A 17,927-nucleotide genomic window follows, 5' to 3' on the forward strand; every position below is an offset into this window, starting at 1 on the left:
GTAACGGGCGAGTGGGCTCCACGGTTCGCATAGTTCTGTCGGTGGGTTGTTGACGGAACAAAACGAGTGTCGGAACCAGATAACGCTTACCGGCAACTTAATCATATGGTTCCGTGCGGGAACCGATCTCAGGATCTAAAACCAATGAGACTGAAGCTTCTTGGTGCGCTTGGCATGGCCGTGTTTCTCGCGGCGTGCTCGGATGATACGAACAAGGGCGCCACGACCGGTACCGGTGCCGCCGCTCAGACGACTGGCGTGACGCCGGGCAGCGAAGCCGATCTGGTCGCCAATGTTGGCGATCGCGTCTTCTTCGAACTGAACAAGAACAACCTGTCCAGCGAAGCGCAGGCGACTCTGGACCGCCAGGCTGCCTGGCTGGCGAAGTATCCGCAGGTTACCGTGCAACTCGCCGGCAACTGTGACGATCGTGGCACCGAAGAGTACAACATCGCCCTGGGCGAGCGTCGTGCCAACGCGGCGCGCGATTACCTGGTGGCCAAGGGCGTTGCCGCCTCGCGCATCACGACGATTTCCTACGGCAAGGATCGTCCGACCGCGACGGGTGACGACGAGGAAGCCTGGGCGCAGAACCGTAACAGCATCACGTCGGTTCGCTGAGCGAACCGGCCGACGCAGTCGTTCGGCTGAAGGAAGCCGGCCAGGTATTGACCTGGCCGGCTTTTTTTTTGCCGGCGTGACGCACGGTCTCTTCTTCGTGGTCTGGGTGCGTGATCTCTTCACGGCTTTGGAGCACGCGTGCATAAGAAGGTGTTTGTGACCTCCGGTGCTCGGCATTGGTCCGGGCCGGCGGTGGTGCGTTCATGGAGACATCCATATCATGCGGTTTGTTGCCTTCCGCTCTTTTTCGCCGTTTCGACATCGTGGGAGCCTGCCGCCGCGCGCGAAGGGGCTGGTGATCCTGACGTTGCTGGCCGGCCTGTCGCCCCTGGCGGTGCAGGCGCAGGACACCGAGCAGATGACGAGTCGCGAAGGGATCGCGTTGCAGAACCAGATCATGGATCTGCGCCAGCAGCTTTCACAGATGCAGTCGGCGGTGCCTGGTGGGCAGGGTGGTGGCATCCTTCCGCCGCCCATGGCCGACGGGGGGAGCCGGAGTGGCAATGGCGGGTCGTCGGCGGCCGGTGGCGACCTGACGGCCCAGTTGCTGGACCGGGTGATGACCCTGGAGCAGCAGGTGCGCGATATGCGCGGGCAGCTCGATCAACTGACCAACCAGGTGCAGCAGCAGAATGCGACCCTGGCGAAGCAGATCGACGACATGAATTTCGCGATGCAGAATGGCGGCCATCCGTCGCCCAGGCCCGCGGCATCGGCGGTGCCCGATGCCTCCGCTGAGACCGACGGCACCGGAGGAGAGGCCGCGCCCCCGGCCAAGCGCACGCCTGACATTGTGCTGAAGGACGGCAATGCCGCCCTGATGCGTGGCGATTATGCCGGGGCCCAAAATGCTGCCAAGCAGGTGCTGGCCGGCCCGAAGGGACCGTTGCAGATCGATGCGCAATTCCTGCTGGCGCAGTCGCTGGCCGGGCAGAAGCAGTATCGCCAGTCGGCCGTAGCCTATTACGATACCTATAACCGCTCGCCGCGTTCGGGCCGGGCTCCGGATGCATTGCTGGGGGTGACGGCGTCGCTGCTCGCAATGGGGGACAAGAATTCGGCGTGCCAGGCCCTGGCCAAGCTGAAGAGCGAGTTTCCGTCGCCAGCGCCGCGCGTCAAGACGGCGGAGACGGCCTATCGCACCCGCGCGGGATGCCACTGACCGGCTTTGATGCTGGTTTGACTGGTGGTCGCTCCGTCGGGGTGCTGGATGACGGACGCTTTGCCGCCATCATGGCGGAACTGGGGCCGTGGTTGCCCGATGGGGTGGATATGCCCGAAATGGGCATCGCGGTATCGGGCGGGGCGGACAGCCTGTGTCTTGCCTATCTCGCGGGACGGTGGCGGCGTGCGGTGCGTGCTTTCATCGTGGATCACGGGTTGCGGCCGGCGGCGGCCGCCGAGGCGCGCCTGACGCGCGATCGTCTGGCCCGCCTGGGGATTCCTGCCGAGATTCTTGTGTTGGAGGGGCTGCGTTCCGGCCCGGGCGTAGCAGACCGCGCGCGGCGCGCCCGCTATGCGGCGTTGTCGGCCGCATGTCGCCGGGCCGGGATCGTCGATCTGCTGCTGGGCCATCATGCGGGCGATCAGGCGGAAACCGTGCTGATCCGGCGGCGTGCCGGCAGCGGGCCGGACGGTCTGGCGGGCATGGGCGCGGTGACGTTTACCGGGGATTTGCGTCTGGTGCGCCCGTTACGTGACATCGAACCGGCGATCTTGCGTGGCACATTGCGGTGCGCGGGGCTTGAATGGGTGGAAGACCCTTCGAATGCGGACCTGCGCGCCGAGCGTGCCCGTCTGCGTGCCGGGCTTTCTGCCGATGCGCCGGCTGTGTCGCGGCTTTGTTCGGAGGCAGGACAGGCAGGGGCTGCGCGTATGGCGCGTGATGCCGGGCAGGCGTTGCGGTTGGCCCGGAGGGTGACGGTTGCCGAGGGCGGTTGGGTAGCGCTGGCGGAGGACCCGGCCTGCCCACGCACCATGGCCTTTCTGCTGCGTGCGGTGTCGGGGCGGGATTATCTACCGCCCTCGCGGGCGGTGGCGGCGTTGTGTGCGAATCCGCGCCCTGTCTCGTTGGCGGGGGCCTGTCTGGTCGAGGCGAGCGCGGCCTTGCGCCGGGCGGGGTTACGCTGGCTGCTGTTGCGCGAGGAGGCGGCGATGCAGGCGCCGGTGCCGGCGGAGGTGGGCTGTGTGTGGGATGGGCGTTTCGTGCTGTCGGCGCCGCCTGGGGTCGATCTGCGGGGTGTGATGCTGGGAGCTGCCGGACCGTCGGGACGATGGATGGCGCCTGCCGACTGGAGGACGCCGTGGCCTGCCCGTGCGCTGCGCACCCTGCCGGCCCTGTTCCGTGCCGGAAGAGTGGTAGGCGTTCCGACGATGGGGATCTGTCATGACCCCGCCCTTTCCGGAGTGCGCCTGACGCTGATGCGCGGTGCGGTGGCGGCCGAGGCGGCGCGGTTTGTGGGGGGCAGTTGACCGATCGGCAGGCGGATTTTCGCGCCCCGGAGGCAATAAAGACCCCGGTGGGGGTGTGAATGTCCCACGAAGGGCCTATGTATGACTAAATCGAGGAAGAGAAGGCGTCTGGCTGCCGGTCAGAAGGAAGCCTTACCTGCGTGTTTCGGCACCAGGGGGGAATCCGGGTGGCGTCAAGCGTATGGAACAATGGGCAAGATGAACAATTTTGGCCGGAACCTGGCCCTCTGGGTAATCATTATCGTACTGCTACTGCTGCTGTTCAACGTCTTCCAGCCTGGAAGTACGCAGCATGCGGCGCAGCAACTCGCATATTCCGATTTCATCGGAGATGTGAATAATGGCCGCGTGCGCTCGGTCGTCGTGCAGGATCATAACATCTCCGGCACGCTGACGGACGGCACGTCGTTCGAGACCTATACCCCCCAGGATCCGACGCTGATCCCGCGCCTGACGGAAAAAGGCGTGGAGGTGATGGCGAAGCCGCAGGACAGCGATTCCAATCCGTTCCTGCGCTATCTGATCAACTACGCCCCGATTCTGCTGATGTTCGGCGCCTGGATCTTCATCATGCGCCAGATGCAGGCGGGTGGCGGCCGGGCCATGGGCTTCGGCAAGTCGCGCGCCAAGATGCTGACGGAAAAGCAGGGTCGCGTGACCTTTGAAGACGTCGCGGGCATCGACGAGGCCAAGGGCGAATTGCAGGAGATCGTGGATTTTCTGCGTGATCCGCAGAAATTCACCCGCTTGGGCGGCAAGATCCCCAAGGGTGTGCTGCTGGTCGGCCCGCCGGGCACCGGCAAGACGCTGCTGGCGCGTGCCATTGCCGGCGAGGCCAATGTGCCGTTCTTCACCATCTCGGGCTCCGATTTCGTCGAGATGTTCGTCGGTGTTGGTGCGTCGCGCGTGCGCGACATGTTCGAGCAGGGCAAGAAGGCCGCGCCGTGCATCATCTTCATCGACGAAATCGACGCTGTCGGCCGTCATCGCGGCGCCGGCCTAGGTGGTGGCAATGACGAGCGCGAACAGACGCTGAACCAGATGCTGGTGGAGATGGACGGGTTCGAGAGCAATGAGGGCGTGATCCTGATTGCCGCGACCAACCGCCCCGATGTGCTGGACCCGGCCCTGTTGCGCCCTGGTCGCTTCGATCGTCAGGTGGTGGTGCCGAATCCCGACGTGGTCGGGCGCGAGAAGATCCTGCGCGTGCACATGCGCAAGGTTCCGCTGGCGTCGGATGTCGACCCCAAGGTGATCGCGCGTGGCACGCCGGGCTTCTCGGGTGCCGACCTTGCCAATCTGGTGAACGAGGCTGCGCTGATGGCTGCCCGCATGGGCAAGCGCACGGTCGCGATGCTGGAATTCGAGAACGCCAAGGACAAGGTGCTGATGGGCGCCGAGCGTCGCTCGCTGGTCATGAGCGAGGACGAGAAGAAGATGACTGCCTTCCATGAAGGTGGCCACGCGCTGGTCGCGATTATGACGCCGGGCGCCGACCCGGTGCACAAGGCCACCATTATTCCGCGCGGCCGTGCGCTGGGTCTGGTGATGAGCCTGCCCGAGGGGGACCGCTACTCCAAGAGCCGGGCGAAATGCCTGGGTGAGTTGACGCTGGCCATGGGTGGCCGTGCGGCCGAAGAGATCATCTTCGGGGCGGACAATGTGTCGAACGGTGCCTCCGGCGACATCAAGATGGCAACCGATCTGGCGCGCCGGATGGTGTCCGAATGGGGCATGAGCGACAAGCTGGGCATGATCGCTTACGGCGATAATGGGCAGGAAGTGTTCCTGGGCCACAGCGTGACCCAGAACAAGAACGTGTCGGAAGAGACGGTTCGCGAGATCGACGACGAGATCAAGCGCCTGATCGACAGTGCGTATGCCCGGGCGCGGACCATGCTGATCGAGCATGTGGACGACCTGCATCGGCTGGCCAACGCACTGCTGGAATACGAGACCCTCTCCGGCGAGGAAATCCGCCAGGTGTTGCGCGGTGAGCCGATCGAGCGGGTGGTGGTGGATGACCCGATGCCGGAAAATCGCCGGTCTTCGGTTCCGCCGACGCCGCCGGCCGCCCCGCTGCCCTCTCCGGGGGGCGGAGGTGGCCTTGATCCGGCTCCGGCGGCAGGCTGAAGCGGGCGTCTGGGCACTGCGTTTGCAGGATGAAGTGGAAAACAGGCGGGGGTGTCTCCGTCTGTTTTCGTTTTATGGCCATGCCATGATGATGGGGTGGAAGCGCGATGGGCGCATTGCGGCTGCTTGAACCGGCGGGATTGGTGTTTGGGCGGGATGCCCACAGGGCGGTGGATGCGGGGTTGGCTCACTGGCTGGCTGGTGGGCCGGCGGCCTTTACCTTGGCGCGGCTGATCGAGGGCAATGAGGCCCGGATGGTGCGTGCGGGGGATCTGCCTGGCGACTGGCTGGATGTGCTGGCGCGGGTGTCCGCGCCGCTTCCCCCGGCGGACCTGCCGCCGGGCCCGCAGGTGATGGGAATCCTGAACGTCACCCCCGATAGTTTCAGCGATGGTGGCCGTCATTTCGGGGCAGAGGCTGCGATTCGGGCCGGCATCGCCATGATCACGGCGGGGGCGGGGTTGCTGGATATCGGCGGCGAGAGTACCCGCCCCGGTTCGGCCGTCGTGACACCGGCGGAGGAATGGGGGCGCGTGGCGCCCGTTCTGGCGGAATTGCGGATTCAGTCCGATGTCGCGCTGTCGGTCGATACGCGCAATGCGCGTACCATGTCGGCCTCGCTTGGGGTGGGGGCGGCGTTGATCAACGATGTTTCGGCCCTGCTGCATGATCCGCATGCGCTGGCGGTGGTGGCCGATGCCGGCTGCCCCGTGGTGCTGATGCATATGCGCGGTACGCCCCAGACCATGCAGAATTTCGCCGTCTATGACGATGTGGCCGTCGACGTGACCTGCGAACTGGGCGCACGGATCGACGAGGCGGTGGCGGCCGGTATTGCCCGCGACCGGATCATCGTCGATCCGGGGATCGGATTCGCCAAGGATGCCGCGCAGAATATCGACATGATCCGGCGCCTGCCGATTCTGGCCAATCTGGGATGCCGCGTGCTGCTGGGGACCTCGCGCAAGCGCGTGCTTGGGGAAATGGCGGGCGTGCCGGTGGCGTCGGACCGCGATCCGGGCACGGTTGCAAGCAGCCTGCCGGGGCTGGAACTCGGTAATACCATCCTGCGGGTGCATAATGTTCCTGCCATGGTGCAGGCATTGCGGGTCTGGCAGGGATTGTGGACCTGCGATAAGCCGGAAAAGACGCAGGCGCGGTGAACCAGGGATAGCCGGAAGATGACCAAGACTAGAAAATTGTTCGGCACCGACGGGATTCGCGGTACGGCCAATCAGGACCCGATGACGGTGGAAATGGCCCAGAAGCTGGGACAGGCCGCCGGCCTGCGTTTTACGCGCGGGACACATCGGCATCGGGTGCTGGTTGGCAAGGATACGCGGCTCTCCGGCTATATGATCGAATGTGCGCTGGTATCCGGCTTTCTGTCGGCCGGGGTGGATGTGACGCTCGCCGGGCCGATGCCGACGCCCGCGATTGCGATGCTGACGCGGTCGCTGCGCGCCGATCTGGGCGTGATGATCTCGGCGTCGCACAATCCGTTCGGGGATAACGGCATCAAGCTGTTCGGGCCGGATGGATTCAAGCTCTCCGACGAGACCGAGGCCGAGATCGAGAGCCTGATGCGTGCCGACCTGACGGGCCGGCTGGCGACGCCCGAGCGGATTGGCCGTGCCTCGCGCCTGAACGACGCGGCGGGACGGTATATCGAGAATGCCAAGGCGTCTTTTCCACGCGGGCGACGACTGGATGGGCTGCGCATCGTCATCGACTGTGCCAATGGGGCGGCTTATCGAGTGGCGCCGACCGCGCTGTGGGAGCTCGGGGCCGAGGTGATCCGGATCGGGTGCGAGCCGAACGGGGTGAATATCAACGAGAGTTGCGGTTCGACTCGGCCGGAGGCGTTGTGTGCGGCGGTTGTGGCGCATGAAGCTGATATCGGCATTGCGCTGGATGGCGATGCCGACCGGCTGCTGATCGCCGACGAACAGGGGCGGTTGATCGACGGGGACCAGATCCTTGCCCTTATCGCCCGGTCCTGGAGCCGTCAGGGCAGGCTGAGTGCGAACAAGGTCGTGGCCACCGTGATGTCGAACATGGGGTTGGCGCGCTGCCTGGAAGGGCTGGGGCTGGAACTGGTACGTACGGCGGTGGGAGACCGCTATGTGGTTGAGCGCATGCGCGAACTGGGCGTCAATCTGGGAGGCGAGCAGTCGGGACACATGGTGCTGTCCGATTTCGCGACGACCGGTGACGGGCTGGTGGCGGCGTTGCAAGTTCTGGCGGTACTGGTCGAGGAAGGGCGGCCGGCCAGCGAGGTCTGTCGGGTGTTCACGCCCTTTCCGCAATTGCTGCGCAATGTGCGCTTCATCGGCAAGAGTCCGCTGCATGCGCCCGCAGTGGAGGAAGCGCGCCGGCTGGCGGAGGCCGAACTGGGGACGGCCGGGCGGCTGCTATTGCGTGAAAGCGGGACCGAACCGCTGGTGCGCGTGATGGCGGAGGCTGAAGATCCGGCGCTGGTGGAGCGGGTGGTTGCCGGAATGTGCGCGGTGATCGGTTCCGCGCAGGAAGCGGCTTAGGGATTCCGTTCATGGCCATCATGAAGGGCCGCGTTCTGGTCATTGCCGGCAGTGATTCCGGTGGTGGGGCGGGGATTCAGGCGGATATCAAGGCTGTGACGGCGCTGGGCGGGTTCGCCATGACGGCGGTCTCGGCCCTGACGGTGCAGAATACGCTGGGCGTGAGCGGAATCATGCCCGTGCCACCCGATATTGTGGCGGCGCAGATGCGTTGCGTGCTGGACGATATCGGGGTGGATGCCTTCAAGAGCGGCATGCTGGATCGGGGCGAGGTGATCCGGGCCGTGGCGGCGGAGGTGCGTGCCTACCCGGATATTCCGTATGTGCTGGATCCCGTGATGGTGGCCAAGGGCGGATCGCGCCTGTTGCAGGATGACGCCGTGGACACGCTGATGCGACATCTGGTGCCGTTGGCGAGCCTGCTGACGCCCAACCTGCCCGAAGCGGAAGTTCTGGTGGGCCATCCGATCCGTACCGTGGACGAGATGAGTCGAGCTGCGGAGACCTTGCGGCGCGCAGGGGCACGGGCGGTGCTGCTGAAGGGTGGACATCTGGAGGGCGATATCCTGACCGATGTGCTGTGCGAATCGTCGGGCATCAAACTGTTTTCGGATACCCGTCTGCATACCCGGCACACGCATGGGACTGGTTGCACGCTGGCGAGCGCGATTGCCGCCGGGTTGGCGCAGGGCCTGAGCCTGCGGGATGCTGTGGAACGGGCCCGGCGCTATCTGCGGGCCGCCATCGCGAATGCGCCTGGTTATGGGGCTGGCGCGGGACCACTGAATCATGCCGTGACCGTCGAACCGGCCTGGGGTGCTCGTGGCGGCTGAAAGGCTGTTTGGAAAAGTGCTGATTTTAACGTCTTGGATTTCAATAACGCGGTGAAAAAGTCGAGATCTCCCCGAATCCGGCGGGGGCGTCGGCGGGAGTTTGCAAAAAGGTGTCGGCCGGAATGGCCGGTGGAAAGCCGGCTGAGGAGGAAGCCCTGAGACTGCCGTTAGCATTTAACGACAACAGACGCTGTCAAATGCTTGGATCGTGAGGAGAGGCGCGGAGCCAACCGCGCGTCTGACGGTGATCTTGGAGCATCGGAACTGCCTTGTGGGCGGTGACCCTCGAGTATTTCCACTGAAAACCGGTTTGATTTAATGCTATAATTTATTGTTTTTAAAAGAATATTTTTCTGTTTGAACGCGCACATTCAAACAGGATCTGCTTTAGCCACAATCTCCTCAGTTTGAAGTCAGGATCTGTTGATGGGGCCTGACGAGATTGTAGTCGGCATAGCGGTTCGTGACTTCGGGGTCAAAAAGACCATCCGGCAGGCATCGGAAATGCTCCTGGCAGCTTGATATAACATATTCGTGATCATGACGGTTTGATACCCTAACCCATCCTAAAAGGATTGTTTGTGGATGATTATACACCTATAGGTAGTAATTGTAGTCAGAAACAATCAGTGGTTGATGAACATGCGTGTCTTGCTCGTCGAGGGGAATGGGAGTGCGGCTCGTGGTACTTCCAGCACATTGCGCTCTGTTGGCTACATGATCGACCATGCCATGACCGGGCATGAAGCGGTCGAAATGCTCCGCCGTTACGATTATGATCTGGCATTACTTGAAATGGTTCTTCCAGATATTGACGGCTATGAAGTCCTGCGGGCAGCGAGGGCTGCGCGGCTGGATACACCCATCGTCGCGTTGTCCAGCCTGAATGGGGCGCAGGCGAAGGTCCGGGCCTTTTCAGCGGGAGCGGACGATTACATTACCCGGCCCTACGATACGCCGGAATTGGCCGCCCGCATCCAGGCCATCGTCCGCCGTTCGAAGGGATACAGCCAGCCGGTGCTGCAGGCCGGGGTGGTCAGGCTTTCTCTGGACAGCCGCGAGGTTACGGTAAAGGGGCGGCTGGTCCATCTGACCGGCAAGGAATACATGATCCTGGAACTGCTCATGCTCCGAAGGGGCACGGTACTGAGCAAGTTCGCGTTTCTCGACCATCTCTATGGCGGGATGGACGAGCCGGAAATGAAGATCATTGATGTCTTTATCTGCAAGTTGCGGAAGAAATTGCAACTGGCCGGGGCAAAGGACGTGATTACGACCGTGTGGGGGCAGGGTTATATGCTGAGGGACGAGACCGATGGTGACACACCGTTGCCGCCCGCGATGACGAAGCCGCAAAGATCGTCCGAGGATCTGCCGTCGCTTGCTGCTATCTGATCACGCTCGGGGGTATAAAACGTATGAACCGGCATAAACGGGGGCGTCAATGACGCTTCCGCGTGCCGCAAAAAAAAGCAGGGTCCGAAGACCCTGCAGTTTGCGTGATGATTCGATATGCGATGCCCCCATCGCCCTTTTCTTGTGGCACGGGACGGGGGCATCGGCCTTGATCTGAATCAAAGTCGGGTGAAAAGAAGGTAAGGTCTGAAAGGATTTTTCAGCAGGTAGTGGTGGAGACGCTGGACTGAGGCGCGGTGTTTCCCTGCATCAGGGCCAGCCCTTCGGCGACCGATACGAACTCTCCACCGCGATCGATTCGCTCGTTGCCGAAACGGGCGGCGAACAGGGCACGGACCGCCGGGACGAACGAAGTGCCGCCAGTGAGAAACACCCGGTCTATATCGGTTTCGCCCAAGCCCGCGCGCTCCAGCGCCGTCGTCACCGCGCCATCGAACTGTGCCAGATCGGGGGCGATCCAGTCTTCGAACGCCGACCGTGTGATCGTGCGGTCGATATGGATATCCTTGTGATGGAAGCGGAGGGTGGTACTGTCGGCGTGCGACAGTTCGGCCTTGGCGGTGCCGACGGCGCGATACAGGGCCTGGCCCTGCTGGTCGGCGACCAGGGTGGCCAGCGCATGCAGGCGATCGGGTTCGGAGGCGGTGCGTGCCACGTCGCTGATCGCGCGCAGCGTGGCCGGCGTGCGCATCAGCGACAGGCGGTGCCAGCGCGCCAGGCTGGCGTACCATTCGATCGGCACCGGCAGAGGGGCGCCCCCCATGACGCGGTAGGTGCTGTCGCGGCCCAGTTCGGGCGAGACGACGTTGTCGATGATCCGGTAGTCGAACTGGTCGCCTGCGATTCCTACGCCAGCATGACCCAGCGGAACGGCACGGCCGATTGCTGGGTCGAAGCGCAGGACCGAGAAATCGCTGGTGCCGCCACCGAAATCGCCGACCAGGATCGTGGCCGGCGCGTCCAGCCGCCGGGCGAAGCGCCAGCCGGCGGCTTCGGGTTCCAGCGCCACCGCGATGCTGCGGAAGCCGGCTTCGGCGAAGCCGTCGCGTAGGCGCTGTTCGCCGAATGCATCATCAGGAGTCTCGCCGGCGAATTGTACAGGTCGGCCGACCGTGGCATCGACCATGGCGGGGTCGATGCCGACGGCGCGCATCAGTTCGGCGACGAAGAAGCCGACGAGGTTTTCCAGCGTCAGCCGCCGGCCTAGCAGGCGTGTTTCGCGGAACGATGTCTGCGCGAGGTAGGATTTTATGGACATGATCAGGCGGCTTTCGGCCGGATCGTCCAGATAGGCATCGACGGCGGCGGCGCCGATGGCCTGATGAACCGCCAGGCGCCCGCGCTCTTCCTCCTGCCACAGGCACAGCAGGGTGCGGCAGGTCTCGGATTCGGGATGGCCGGGAAAGATAAAGCGCGTGGTGTGGGTTTCGCCGTCCGGGGTTGCGATGACGACGACGCTGTTGGTTGTGCCGAAATCGATGCCGACACGGGGGCGGAGCGCGGGGGTAGAGGACATCATCGCGGGTGAATAAGTGCTGTGGAACGCGATGTCCATCCGTATCCTGCTGTTCTATCCGGCTCGTCGGAAGGTCAGGTTCAGTCGGGCTCGGCTGGTCAGGGGGTGGGTACCGTCGGCCAGGGGACGGATGCCGTGATGGGCCAGGCGTGCCTGGCCGCCCCAGGCCACGATGTCGCCGTGTTCCAGCGGCACGCGCTGGACCGGGTCGGTGCGCGTGGGGCCACCCCAGAGGAATATCGCCGGTAGGCCCAGCGAGACCGAGACGATCGGCTGGCCGAAATCGCGCTCATTGCGGTCCTGATGCAGGGTGAGCCGTGTGCCGGACTCATAGCGGTTGATCAGGCAGGCGTCGGGTGTGAAGTCAGGATAGCCGGCTTCGGCGGCAGCGTTGCCTGCCAGGGTGGTGAAGGCGGCGGGCATCGCGGGCCAGGGCAGGTCCGTGAGCGGATCGTGGGATGTGTAGCGATATCCCCTGGCATCGGAGACCCAGCCCAGGGCGCCGCAATTGGTCATGGCGACGGATATCATGCGGCCGCCGGGCGTGGACATGCGGCGGAACGGAGCAGCCAGCGCGATGGCTTCGATCAGGGCGATCAATTCGGTTGCCGTGGCGCGGGCGCGCCCGGCCAGCAGCATGGCGCCCGGAGCCAGCATGCGATCCTGCGCGTCGGACACGAGGTCCAGGCCGGGGAGGGAGGCGGTTGTTAGTGGACGGGGTGGCATGTCTGGATTTTCTGGTTTCAGGGTCGATCGGGGGGGGTGTGGTCTCCGTTGCCGAGCGCGCATTGCAGGAGCACGACATCCAGCCAGCGTCCGTGTTTGTAGCCGACTGATTGCAGCGTACCGATCGTGCGGAAGCCATGGCGCTCATGCAGGCGGATGGAGGGCGTATTTGCGCTGTCGCCAACCAGGGCCATCATCTGCCGGAAGCCGCGGGCCACGCATTCCGCGATCAATGCTCCCAGCAGAGTTGTGCCGGTGCCGCGCCCCGCGGCGTGGGGGGCGAGATAGATGGAGTCCTCAACCGTGTCGCGATAGGCGATCCGCGGATGATAGGGGCCGGCATAGGCGTAGCCGATCACCGATCCTGCCTCTTCGGCCACCAGATAGGGATAGTTCTGGGCCAGGAGCGTTTCCATGCGCCGTGTCATCTCTTCGACGGCAGGGGGGACGATTTCGAACGAGGCGCAACCGTTCAGTACATGGTCGGCGTAGATTGTCGTGATCTTGGGTAGGTCTTGGGCATGCGCGGTGCGGATGGTGACGGCGGAAGGCATGTTGGCTGATCCGGCTGATTCAGGTGGATGCGGCGGTGTACTGGGGTGGAAGGCATGGCAATTTGACAGGAAATCTGCGGCAGTCGGGGCCGGATGTCGATGAGGACTGTGCGGCCGAAGCCGCACGCACACCGTTCTGACCCGGCTCCTACAGCAGATCCTGTTTGAATGCGTGCATTCAAACAAATGAAAATGATAGTAAAAACAATAAACTATAGCATTTCCATCGAACCGGTTTTCGGTGAAAATACTCTAGACAAATGGTGACGATTGGATGGTTTCTAAAGACGCTATTGGTGACACATCTCAGCGTTCTCCTTCCATCGGCTGGAACGGGCAATGGAAAGCCAATGGAGGTGAGGCACGATCTTTCACGGAGCCGTTGGAATCCCTGACTTCATCATCTAACGACAACAGAGCCTTTGGGGGGCTCTGGGTGGAACCCCGGCCTTTGCTCCTTTCCTGGCTGAGAACCGGCCAGGAAAGGGGGGAAGTCAGTTTGTCGCGGTGGGTGCGGGTGCCTTCAGGGTAGCGGCGAGGAAGGCTTCGCGCGCGTCGTCGACATGGGCGCGCAGGATCGGGTCGGTGAGCATGTGGGTGCCGGGAAGGAGCAGCAGGTTGTAGGGGCGGCCAGCGGTGATGAAGGCTTGCGTCATCTTCATGGTATTTTCGAAATAGACGTTATCGTCGGTCAGGCCGTGCATGATCAGCAGCGGACGGGACAGGGATTGTGCGTAGGTGAGGACGTTGCTGGCGCGGTAACCGTCGGGGTCGTCCTGCGGTTTGCCCAGATAGCGTTCGGTATAAGCCGTGTCGTAATCGGCAAAGTCTGCCGGCGGAGCGCCCGCGACGCCGGCCTTGAAGACATCCGGCCGGCGGATGGTGGCCATTGCGGTGAAATAACCGCCGAACGACCAGCCATGCACGCCGACATGATCGAGATCCAGTTCCGGGTATCGTTTGCCGAGGGCGGTCAGGCCGTCGATCTGGTCCTGGAGCGGCAGGTCGATCAGGTTGTTCTTGGTAGCCCGTTCCCAGTCATGGTCGCGGCCCGGTGTGCCGCGACCGTCCAGGCTGACGACGATGAATCCGTGGTCGGCCATGCACTGGTTTTCCAGATTCAGGCGGGGTGCATCGAGGACTTCCTTGTAGCCTGGGCCGGCATAGACCGACAGTACCACCGGGTAGCGCTGTCCCGGCTTGAAACTCGCCGGGCGGATGATCATGGCGTCCATGTCGCGGGTGCCGGCGCGGGTGTATTCGATATGAGGCGTCAGTGTGGGCGTTTCCGCGACGGCTGGAACGCTGGCCAACACATGGCCGTCGGCGTCGCGCAGGGTCGTGACGGCGCTACCGTCGGCTCCCGACAGGCTGTCGATGAAGCGCGTGTGGTTGCCATCGGCGAAGATTGCGCCGTGCAGCCCGGGTTCGGGCGTCAGCAGGACCGGCGCCCCGCCTTGGAGGGGCAGACGGTAGATTGCAGTGCGAATCCGGTCGGGGTTGGCGGTGATGGTTACCGTGCCGGCTGCGGGGTCGACATCGTCCAGCGAAACGAAGGGCAGGCTGGCGGGCGTGATCGCGTGATTGAGCGTGCCGTCGGCGTGGCGCAGTTCCAGTTGCCAATGGCCGTTGCGCTCGGCGGCCCAGAGGAATCCGCTGCCGTCCGGCAACCAGCGGGGAAGGGAGCGGCCGCGTCCGTCGCCGGAGGGGCTGATATTGATCCAGGCGGGGTCGCGTTCGGTCAGCAAGGTGGTGGTCTGGCCGGTGGCGGGGTCGACGCGTAGAGCCCGTTCCTCGGTCTGGGCGCGGTTCAGCACCACCAGTGTCAGGGGGCCGTGTCCTTTGGGCCAGACGGCGCGTGCCAGATAGGGAAAGGCGGTGCTGTCCCACTGAACCCAGCGGGTGGGGCCGCCGTCGCGCGAGACCAACCCCAGCCGGATGCGTGCGTTTGCCGTGCCGGCACGCGGGTAGCGGAATTCGACCGGTTGCGTGGCCGGGTGCTGGGGATCGGTGATATAATGTTTCTCGACTCCTGAGGAGTCGGCCTCCTCGTAGAGAATGGTCTGTCCGTCGGGTGACCACCACAGGCCGTCCGGCCGGGCCAGTTCCTCGGCGGCTGCAAATTCGGCTAGGCCGTGGGTCAGGGTTTCGGTGCCCCCGTGAGTCAGGCGCGTGATGTGTCCGCTGGCCAATGTCACGACATGGACGTCGTTATCGCGCACCACCGCGGCATGAGTGCCGTCCGGTGACAGACGCGGGGCGATCCAGCCGTGTCCGGCGACGTCGGAGACCTTGCCGGTTGCAATGTCGATTTGCTTCAGGCGGTCGGCTTGGCTGACGAGAGCGGTCTGGCCGTTATCCGAGAGGGTGAAATCGGTAATGCCGGTGAGCGACATGCGGGCCCGTTCGCGCCGGGCTTTTTCCTCGACCGACAGGGATTCGGTGGCTGTCGGGCGGGCCAGTTCGGTCTCGGTGCCGCTTGCGGGGTCGAAACGCCAGAGATGCAGCGTGGTGTCACGCGGGCCGCTGCGCAGGAACAGCACTGCCTGCCCATCTGGCGTGGGCTGCGCATGGCGTGGCAGGCCCAGAGTGAAATTCCGTGTGGTAGCGAGGTCGGCGTAGCATTGGCCCAGGGGGGCGGCGTGTGCCGCAGCAGCCAGCAGTAATCCGGGCAGGGAGAGGGTTGCGCGCCGCACCAGGTGACGAGGCCGGGGGCCAAGGGAAAAAGGGAGCATGAGGGAGTCCGTCTGCATGTCACAAAAGTACCCGACGATGAATTGACGGGGCGTCGGGCGCAAGCCAGGGACCTTACCCCTCGCCTGGTCGGGATCGTTTCGGTATGACACGAGGTGCCCGCCGTGTGTTCGGGCAGGGAAGCCTGAAGCATGTCTACCGTCGCGCGGTTCCTGCCGCTGATTGTCATCGTTGCCATTCTGTCCTGGGCCAGTGCCTATCCTGTTGTGCGGATCGCGCTGCATGATCTGCCGCCGGTGCCGCTGGCTGCCGCACGCTATGCCATTGCGGCGATGCTGGCTGGGGGATGGCTGGCGTGGGTGCGGCCCCCCTTGCCGGCGCGGGGCGATTGGCCGCGTATCCTGGCGTGTGGGGCGATTGGGATCGCGCTTTATAATATCCTCTTCAATACCGGGGAAATGACCGTTTCGGCCGGTGCGGCCAGTTTACTGATCAGCGCGATGCCGCTGATTGCCGCCTTGATTGCGGTCGCAGTGATGGGCGAACGGCTGTCGGCCTGGGGGTGGGCCGGGTCGCTATGCAGTTTCGCGGGCGTGATGCTGATCGCGGAGGGGCAGGTTGGGGGCATCTCCTTAGGTTCGGGCGCCACTCTGGTTTTTGGGGCAGCGGTTTGTGGGGCAGCTTATACCACGTTGCAGAAGAGGCTTGTGTTGCGTTACGGGGCGGTGCCCAGCATCTGTTACATCCTGATCGCGGGGGCAGTCTGTCTTGGCCCCTGGTTGCCCCAGGCGCTGAGAATGCTACCGGGAGCGCCGGCACGGTGCTGGGTGGCGGTGCTGGAACTGGGGATCTTTCCCGCAGCCATCGGTTACGCGGCCTGGGCGTTCGTGGTCGGGCACATGGGAGCGGCGCGTGGAGCGGGCTTTCTGTATCTGCTGCCGCCGGCGACACTGGTGCTGGCATTTATCCTGACCGGAGAAATTCCCAGTGTGCGTACCCTCGCAGGGGGTGCGATCGTCCTATTGGGGGTGGCATTGACCAATACCTATGGCCGTCCGCGCCGTCAGGTGAGGCAATAGAGTTTGAAGCACTGCAAGACATGCGGGAAAACAGCGGATAGCGACCGTTGAAAGACCTGCGACATGCCCGTCTTGATTGCCTGTCCGTGAAACGCACTGCATGACGAGACTTCAGCAGGGATATGCCAAGCAGAAGACGGAGAAAGTATGAAGTTTTGTGTGGTGGGTGCCGGATTCAGCGGTGCCGTCATTGCTAGGCATCTTGCAGAAGCCGGTCATACCGTGCTGGTGGTGGATGAGCGGCCGCATGTGGGTGGCAACTGCCATACTGAGCGGGATGCTGAAACGGGCGTGATGGTCCATTCCTATGGACCGCACATCTTTCACACTGCGGATACACGGGTTTGGCAGTATGTGCAGCGCTTTGGCGTCTTTCGCCCCTACACGAACCGGGTGAAGGCCGTATCGGGCGGGCACGTCTATTCCCTTCCCGTCAATCTTCTGACGATCAACCAGTTTTTCGGCCGCTGCATGGGACCAAAGGCGGCGCGTGCATTTATCGATGCGAAGGCTGACAAGTCCATCATTCAGCCTGCCTCCTTCGAAGAACAGGCCCTTGGAATGATCGGCCCTGAACTGTACAGGGCTTTTTTCTACGGCTATACACGCAAGCAATGGGGGATCGATCCTGCGGATCTGCCGGCTTCAATCCTGAAGCGCTTGCCGTTGCGTTTTGATTATAATGATAATTACTTCAACCATCCATATCAGGGCATGCCAGAGGATGGATATACCGCTGTCATAAAAAATATATTGGACGTAAATGGTATGGAAATAAGAATGAACTGTTCGTTTGAGGATTGTTCTGATGATTTTGACCACGTATTTTATACTGGTCCCATCGATCGATACTTCAATTTCAGAATTGGACGCCTGGCATACAGAACGCTCGATTTTGAACGTTTTGTTGAGGAGGGGGATTATCAAGGGAGTGCTGTAATTAATTACTGTGATGAATCTGTACCTTATACGCGCATTACAGAGCATAAATATTTTGCACCATGGGAAAAGGAGCAATTCTCGAAAACTGTGTGTTTTCGAGAATATAGTCGTTTGGCGCAGAAAGGAGATATTCCATATTACCCTGTCAGGCTCGTAAATGACGAGGCCTTGATCAATGATTATATAGGTATGGCACGAGAGGAGAAGAAAATCTCTTTTCTCGGTCGTTTAGGTACTTATAGGTACTTGGATATGGATGTGACGATCAAGGAGGCATTGCATGCATGTGACGTGATTGATCATGCTCTCCATTCTCCAGAATTTATGCTGCCGGCGTTTTTTGTGCCCCCTCATTGAGAATTATCGAGGAGCGATCATCTGGAGCTGATGGTTGAATCGAA

The 17,927-nt window shown here is 62.9% G+C and carries 15 protein-coding genes; 10 read left to right on the forward strand and 5 right to left on the reverse strand.

The window, feature by feature from the left end:
- Window positions 1–144: 144 nt before the first annotated feature.
- A complete protein-coding gene (pal, locus tag C7453_RS05955) occupies window positions 145–621 on the forward strand; it encodes a peptidoglycan-associated lipoprotein Pal (protein WP_114726580.1) in 477 nt (158 codons plus the stop codon).
- Here pal and C7453_RS18670 read toward each other — a convergent pair.
- Window positions 605–826, reverse strand: a complete 222-nt coding sequence (locus tag C7453_RS18670) for a hypothetical protein (protein ID WP_147280865.1) — start codon at window positions 824–826, stop codon at window positions 605–607. The genes pal and C7453_RS18670 overlap by 17 nt on opposite strands.
- Window positions 827–841: 15 nt before the next feature.
- Here C7453_RS18670 and C7453_RS05960 point away from each other — a divergent pair, with 15 nt between their 5' ends.
- From C7453_RS05960 to C7453_RS05990, 7 genes are all read left to right on the forward strand, one after another.
- Window positions 842–1,783, forward strand: coding sequence for a tol-pal system YbgF family protein (locus C7453_RS05960; protein ID WP_245948833.1), 942 nt, complete (start codon window positions 842–844; stop codon window positions 1,781–1,783).
- A gap of 17 nt (window positions 1,784–1,800) precedes the next feature.
- On the forward strand, window positions 1,801–3,093 hold the full coding sequence (gene tilS / locus C7453_RS05965) for a tRNA lysidine(34) synthetase TilS (RefSeq protein WP_245948834.1): 1,293 nt from the start codon (window positions 1,801–1,803) through the stop codon (window positions 3,091–3,093).
- A 198-nt stretch (window positions 3,094–3,291) separates the two neighbouring features.
- On the forward strand, window positions 3,292–5,226 hold the full coding sequence (ftsH, locus tag C7453_RS05970) for an ATP-dependent zinc metalloprotease FtsH (RefSeq protein WP_114726699.1): 1,935 nt from the start codon (window positions 3,292–3,294) through the stop codon (window positions 5,224–5,226).
- 107 nt (window positions 5,227–5,333) lie between these two features.
- Window positions 5,334–6,389, forward strand: coding sequence for a dihydropteroate synthase (folP, locus tag C7453_RS05975; protein WP_114726582.1), 1,056 nt, complete (start codon window positions 5,334–5,336; stop codon window positions 6,387–6,389).
- 18 nt (window positions 6,390–6,407) lie between these two features.
- Entirely contained in the window at window positions 6,408–7,766 is a 1,359-nt protein-coding gene (gene glmM / locus C7453_RS05980; protein WP_114726583.1) for a phosphoglucosamine mutase, read from the forward strand.
- 20 nt (window positions 7,767–7,786) lie between these two features.
- Window positions 7,787–8,599, forward strand: coding sequence for a bifunctional hydroxymethylpyrimidine kinase/phosphomethylpyrimidine kinase (thiD, locus tag C7453_RS05985; protein ID WP_114726700.1), 813 nt, complete (start codon window positions 7,787–7,789; stop codon window positions 8,597–8,599).
- Between the two features lie 642 nt (window positions 8,600–9,241).
- On the forward strand, window positions 9,242–9,994 hold the full coding sequence (locus tag C7453_RS05990; protein ID WP_114726701.1) for a response regulator transcription factor: 753 nt from the start codon (window positions 9,242–9,244) through the stop codon (window positions 9,992–9,994).
- Window positions 9,995–10,214: 220 nt separating this feature from the next.
- On the opposite strand, the gene C7453_RS05995 is transcribed toward C7453_RS05990, so the two are convergent.
- The 4 genes from C7453_RS05995 to C7453_RS06010 all read right to left on the reverse strand — a co-directional run bounded on the left by C7453_RS05995 (window position 10,215) and on the right by C7453_RS06010 (window position 15,546).
- Entirely contained in the window at window positions 10,215–11,534 is a 1,320-nt protein-coding gene (locus tag C7453_RS05995; protein WP_371858482.1) for an Hsp70 family protein, read from the reverse strand.
- Between the two features lie 51 nt (window positions 11,535–11,585).
- Window positions 11,586–12,257, reverse strand: a complete 672-nt coding sequence (alkB, locus tag C7453_RS06000) for a DNA oxidative demethylase AlkB (RefSeq protein ID WP_114726584.1) — start codon at window positions 12,255–12,257, stop codon at window positions 11,586–11,588.
- Window positions 12,258–12,274: 17 nt separating this feature from the next.
- Window positions 12,275–12,811, reverse strand: a complete 537-nt coding sequence (locus tag C7453_RS06005) for a GNAT family N-acetyltransferase (protein WP_114726585.1) — start codon at window positions 12,809–12,811, stop codon at window positions 12,275–12,277.
- Between the two features lie 494 nt (window positions 12,812–13,305).
- Window positions 13,306–15,546, reverse strand: a complete 2,241-nt coding sequence (locus C7453_RS06010) for a S9 family peptidase (protein WP_114726586.1) — start codon at window positions 15,544–15,546, stop codon at window positions 13,306–13,308.
- 150 nt (window positions 15,547–15,696) lie between these two features.
- Here C7453_RS06010 and C7453_RS06015 point away from each other — a divergent pair, with 150 nt between their 5' ends.
- Window positions 15,697–16,584, forward strand: coding sequence for a DMT family transporter (locus C7453_RS06015; protein WP_114726587.1), 888 nt, complete (start codon window positions 15,697–15,699; stop codon window positions 16,582–16,584).
- Window positions 16,585–16,731: 147 nt separating this feature from the next.
- Entirely contained in the window at window positions 16,732–17,883 is a 1,152-nt protein-coding gene (glf, locus tag C7453_RS06020) for a UDP-galactopyranose mutase (protein ID WP_114726588.1), read from the forward strand.
- Window positions 17,884–17,927 lie beyond the last annotated feature (44 nt).

Source organism: Gluconacetobacter liquefaciens, from assembly GCF_003350405.1.
GTDB lineage: Bacteria > Pseudomonadota > Alphaproteobacteria > Acetobacterales > Acetobacteraceae > Gluconacetobacter > Gluconacetobacter liquefaciens.

Bases quoted from the DNA above. Each gene is read 5' to 3' on its own strand.
- pal (WP_114726580.1), top strand. From the start codon at position 145: ATGAGACTGAAGCTTCTTGGTGCGCTTGGCATGGCCGTGTTTCTCGCG.
- C7453_RS18670 (WP_147280865.1), bottom strand. From the start codon at position 826: ATGAACGCACCACCGCCGGCCCGGACCAATGCCGAGCACCGGAGGTCA.
- C7453_RS05960 (WP_245948833.1), top strand. From the start codon at position 842: ATGCGGTTTGTTGCCTTCCGCTCTTTTTCGCCGTTTCGACATCGTGGG.
- ftsH (WP_114726699.1), top strand. From the start codon at position 3,292: ATGAACAATTTTGGCCGGAACCTGGCCCTCTGGGTAATCATTATCGTA.
- folP (WP_114726582.1), top strand. From the start codon at position 5,334: ATGGGCGCATTGCGGCTGCTTGAACCGGCGGGATTGGTGTTTGGGCGG.
- glmM (WP_114726583.1), top strand. From the start codon at position 6,408: ATGACCAAGACTAGAAAATTGTTCGGCACCGACGGGATTCGCGGTACG.
- thiD (WP_114726700.1), top strand. From the start codon at position 7,787: ATGAAGGGCCGCGTTCTGGTCATTGCCGGCAGTGATTCCGGTGGTGGG.
- C7453_RS05990 (WP_114726701.1), top strand. From the start codon at position 9,242: ATGCGTGTCTTGCTCGTCGAGGGGAATGGGAGTGCGGCTCGTGGTACT.
- C7453_RS05995 (WP_371858482.1), bottom strand. From the start codon at position 11,534: ATGATGTCCTCTACCCCCGCGCTCCGCCCCCGTGTCGGCATCGATTTC.
- alkB (WP_114726584.1), bottom strand. From the start codon at position 12,257: ATGCCACCCCGTCCACTAACAACCGCCTCCCTCCCCGGCCTGGACCTC.
- C7453_RS06005 (WP_114726585.1), bottom strand. From the start codon at position 12,811: ATGCCTTCCGCCGTCACCATCCGCACCGCGCATGCCCAAGACCTACCC.
- C7453_RS06010 (WP_114726586.1), bottom strand. From the start codon at position 15,546: ATGCTCCCTTTTTCCCTTGGCCCCCGGCCTCGTCACCTGGTGCGGCGC.
- C7453_RS06015 (WP_114726587.1), top strand. From the start codon at position 15,697: ATGTCTACCGTCGCGCGGTTCCTGCCGCTGATTGTCATCGTTGCCATT.
- glf (WP_114726588.1), top strand. From the start codon at position 16,732: ATGAAGTTTTGTGTGGTGGGTGCCGGATTCAGCGGTGCCGTCATTGCT.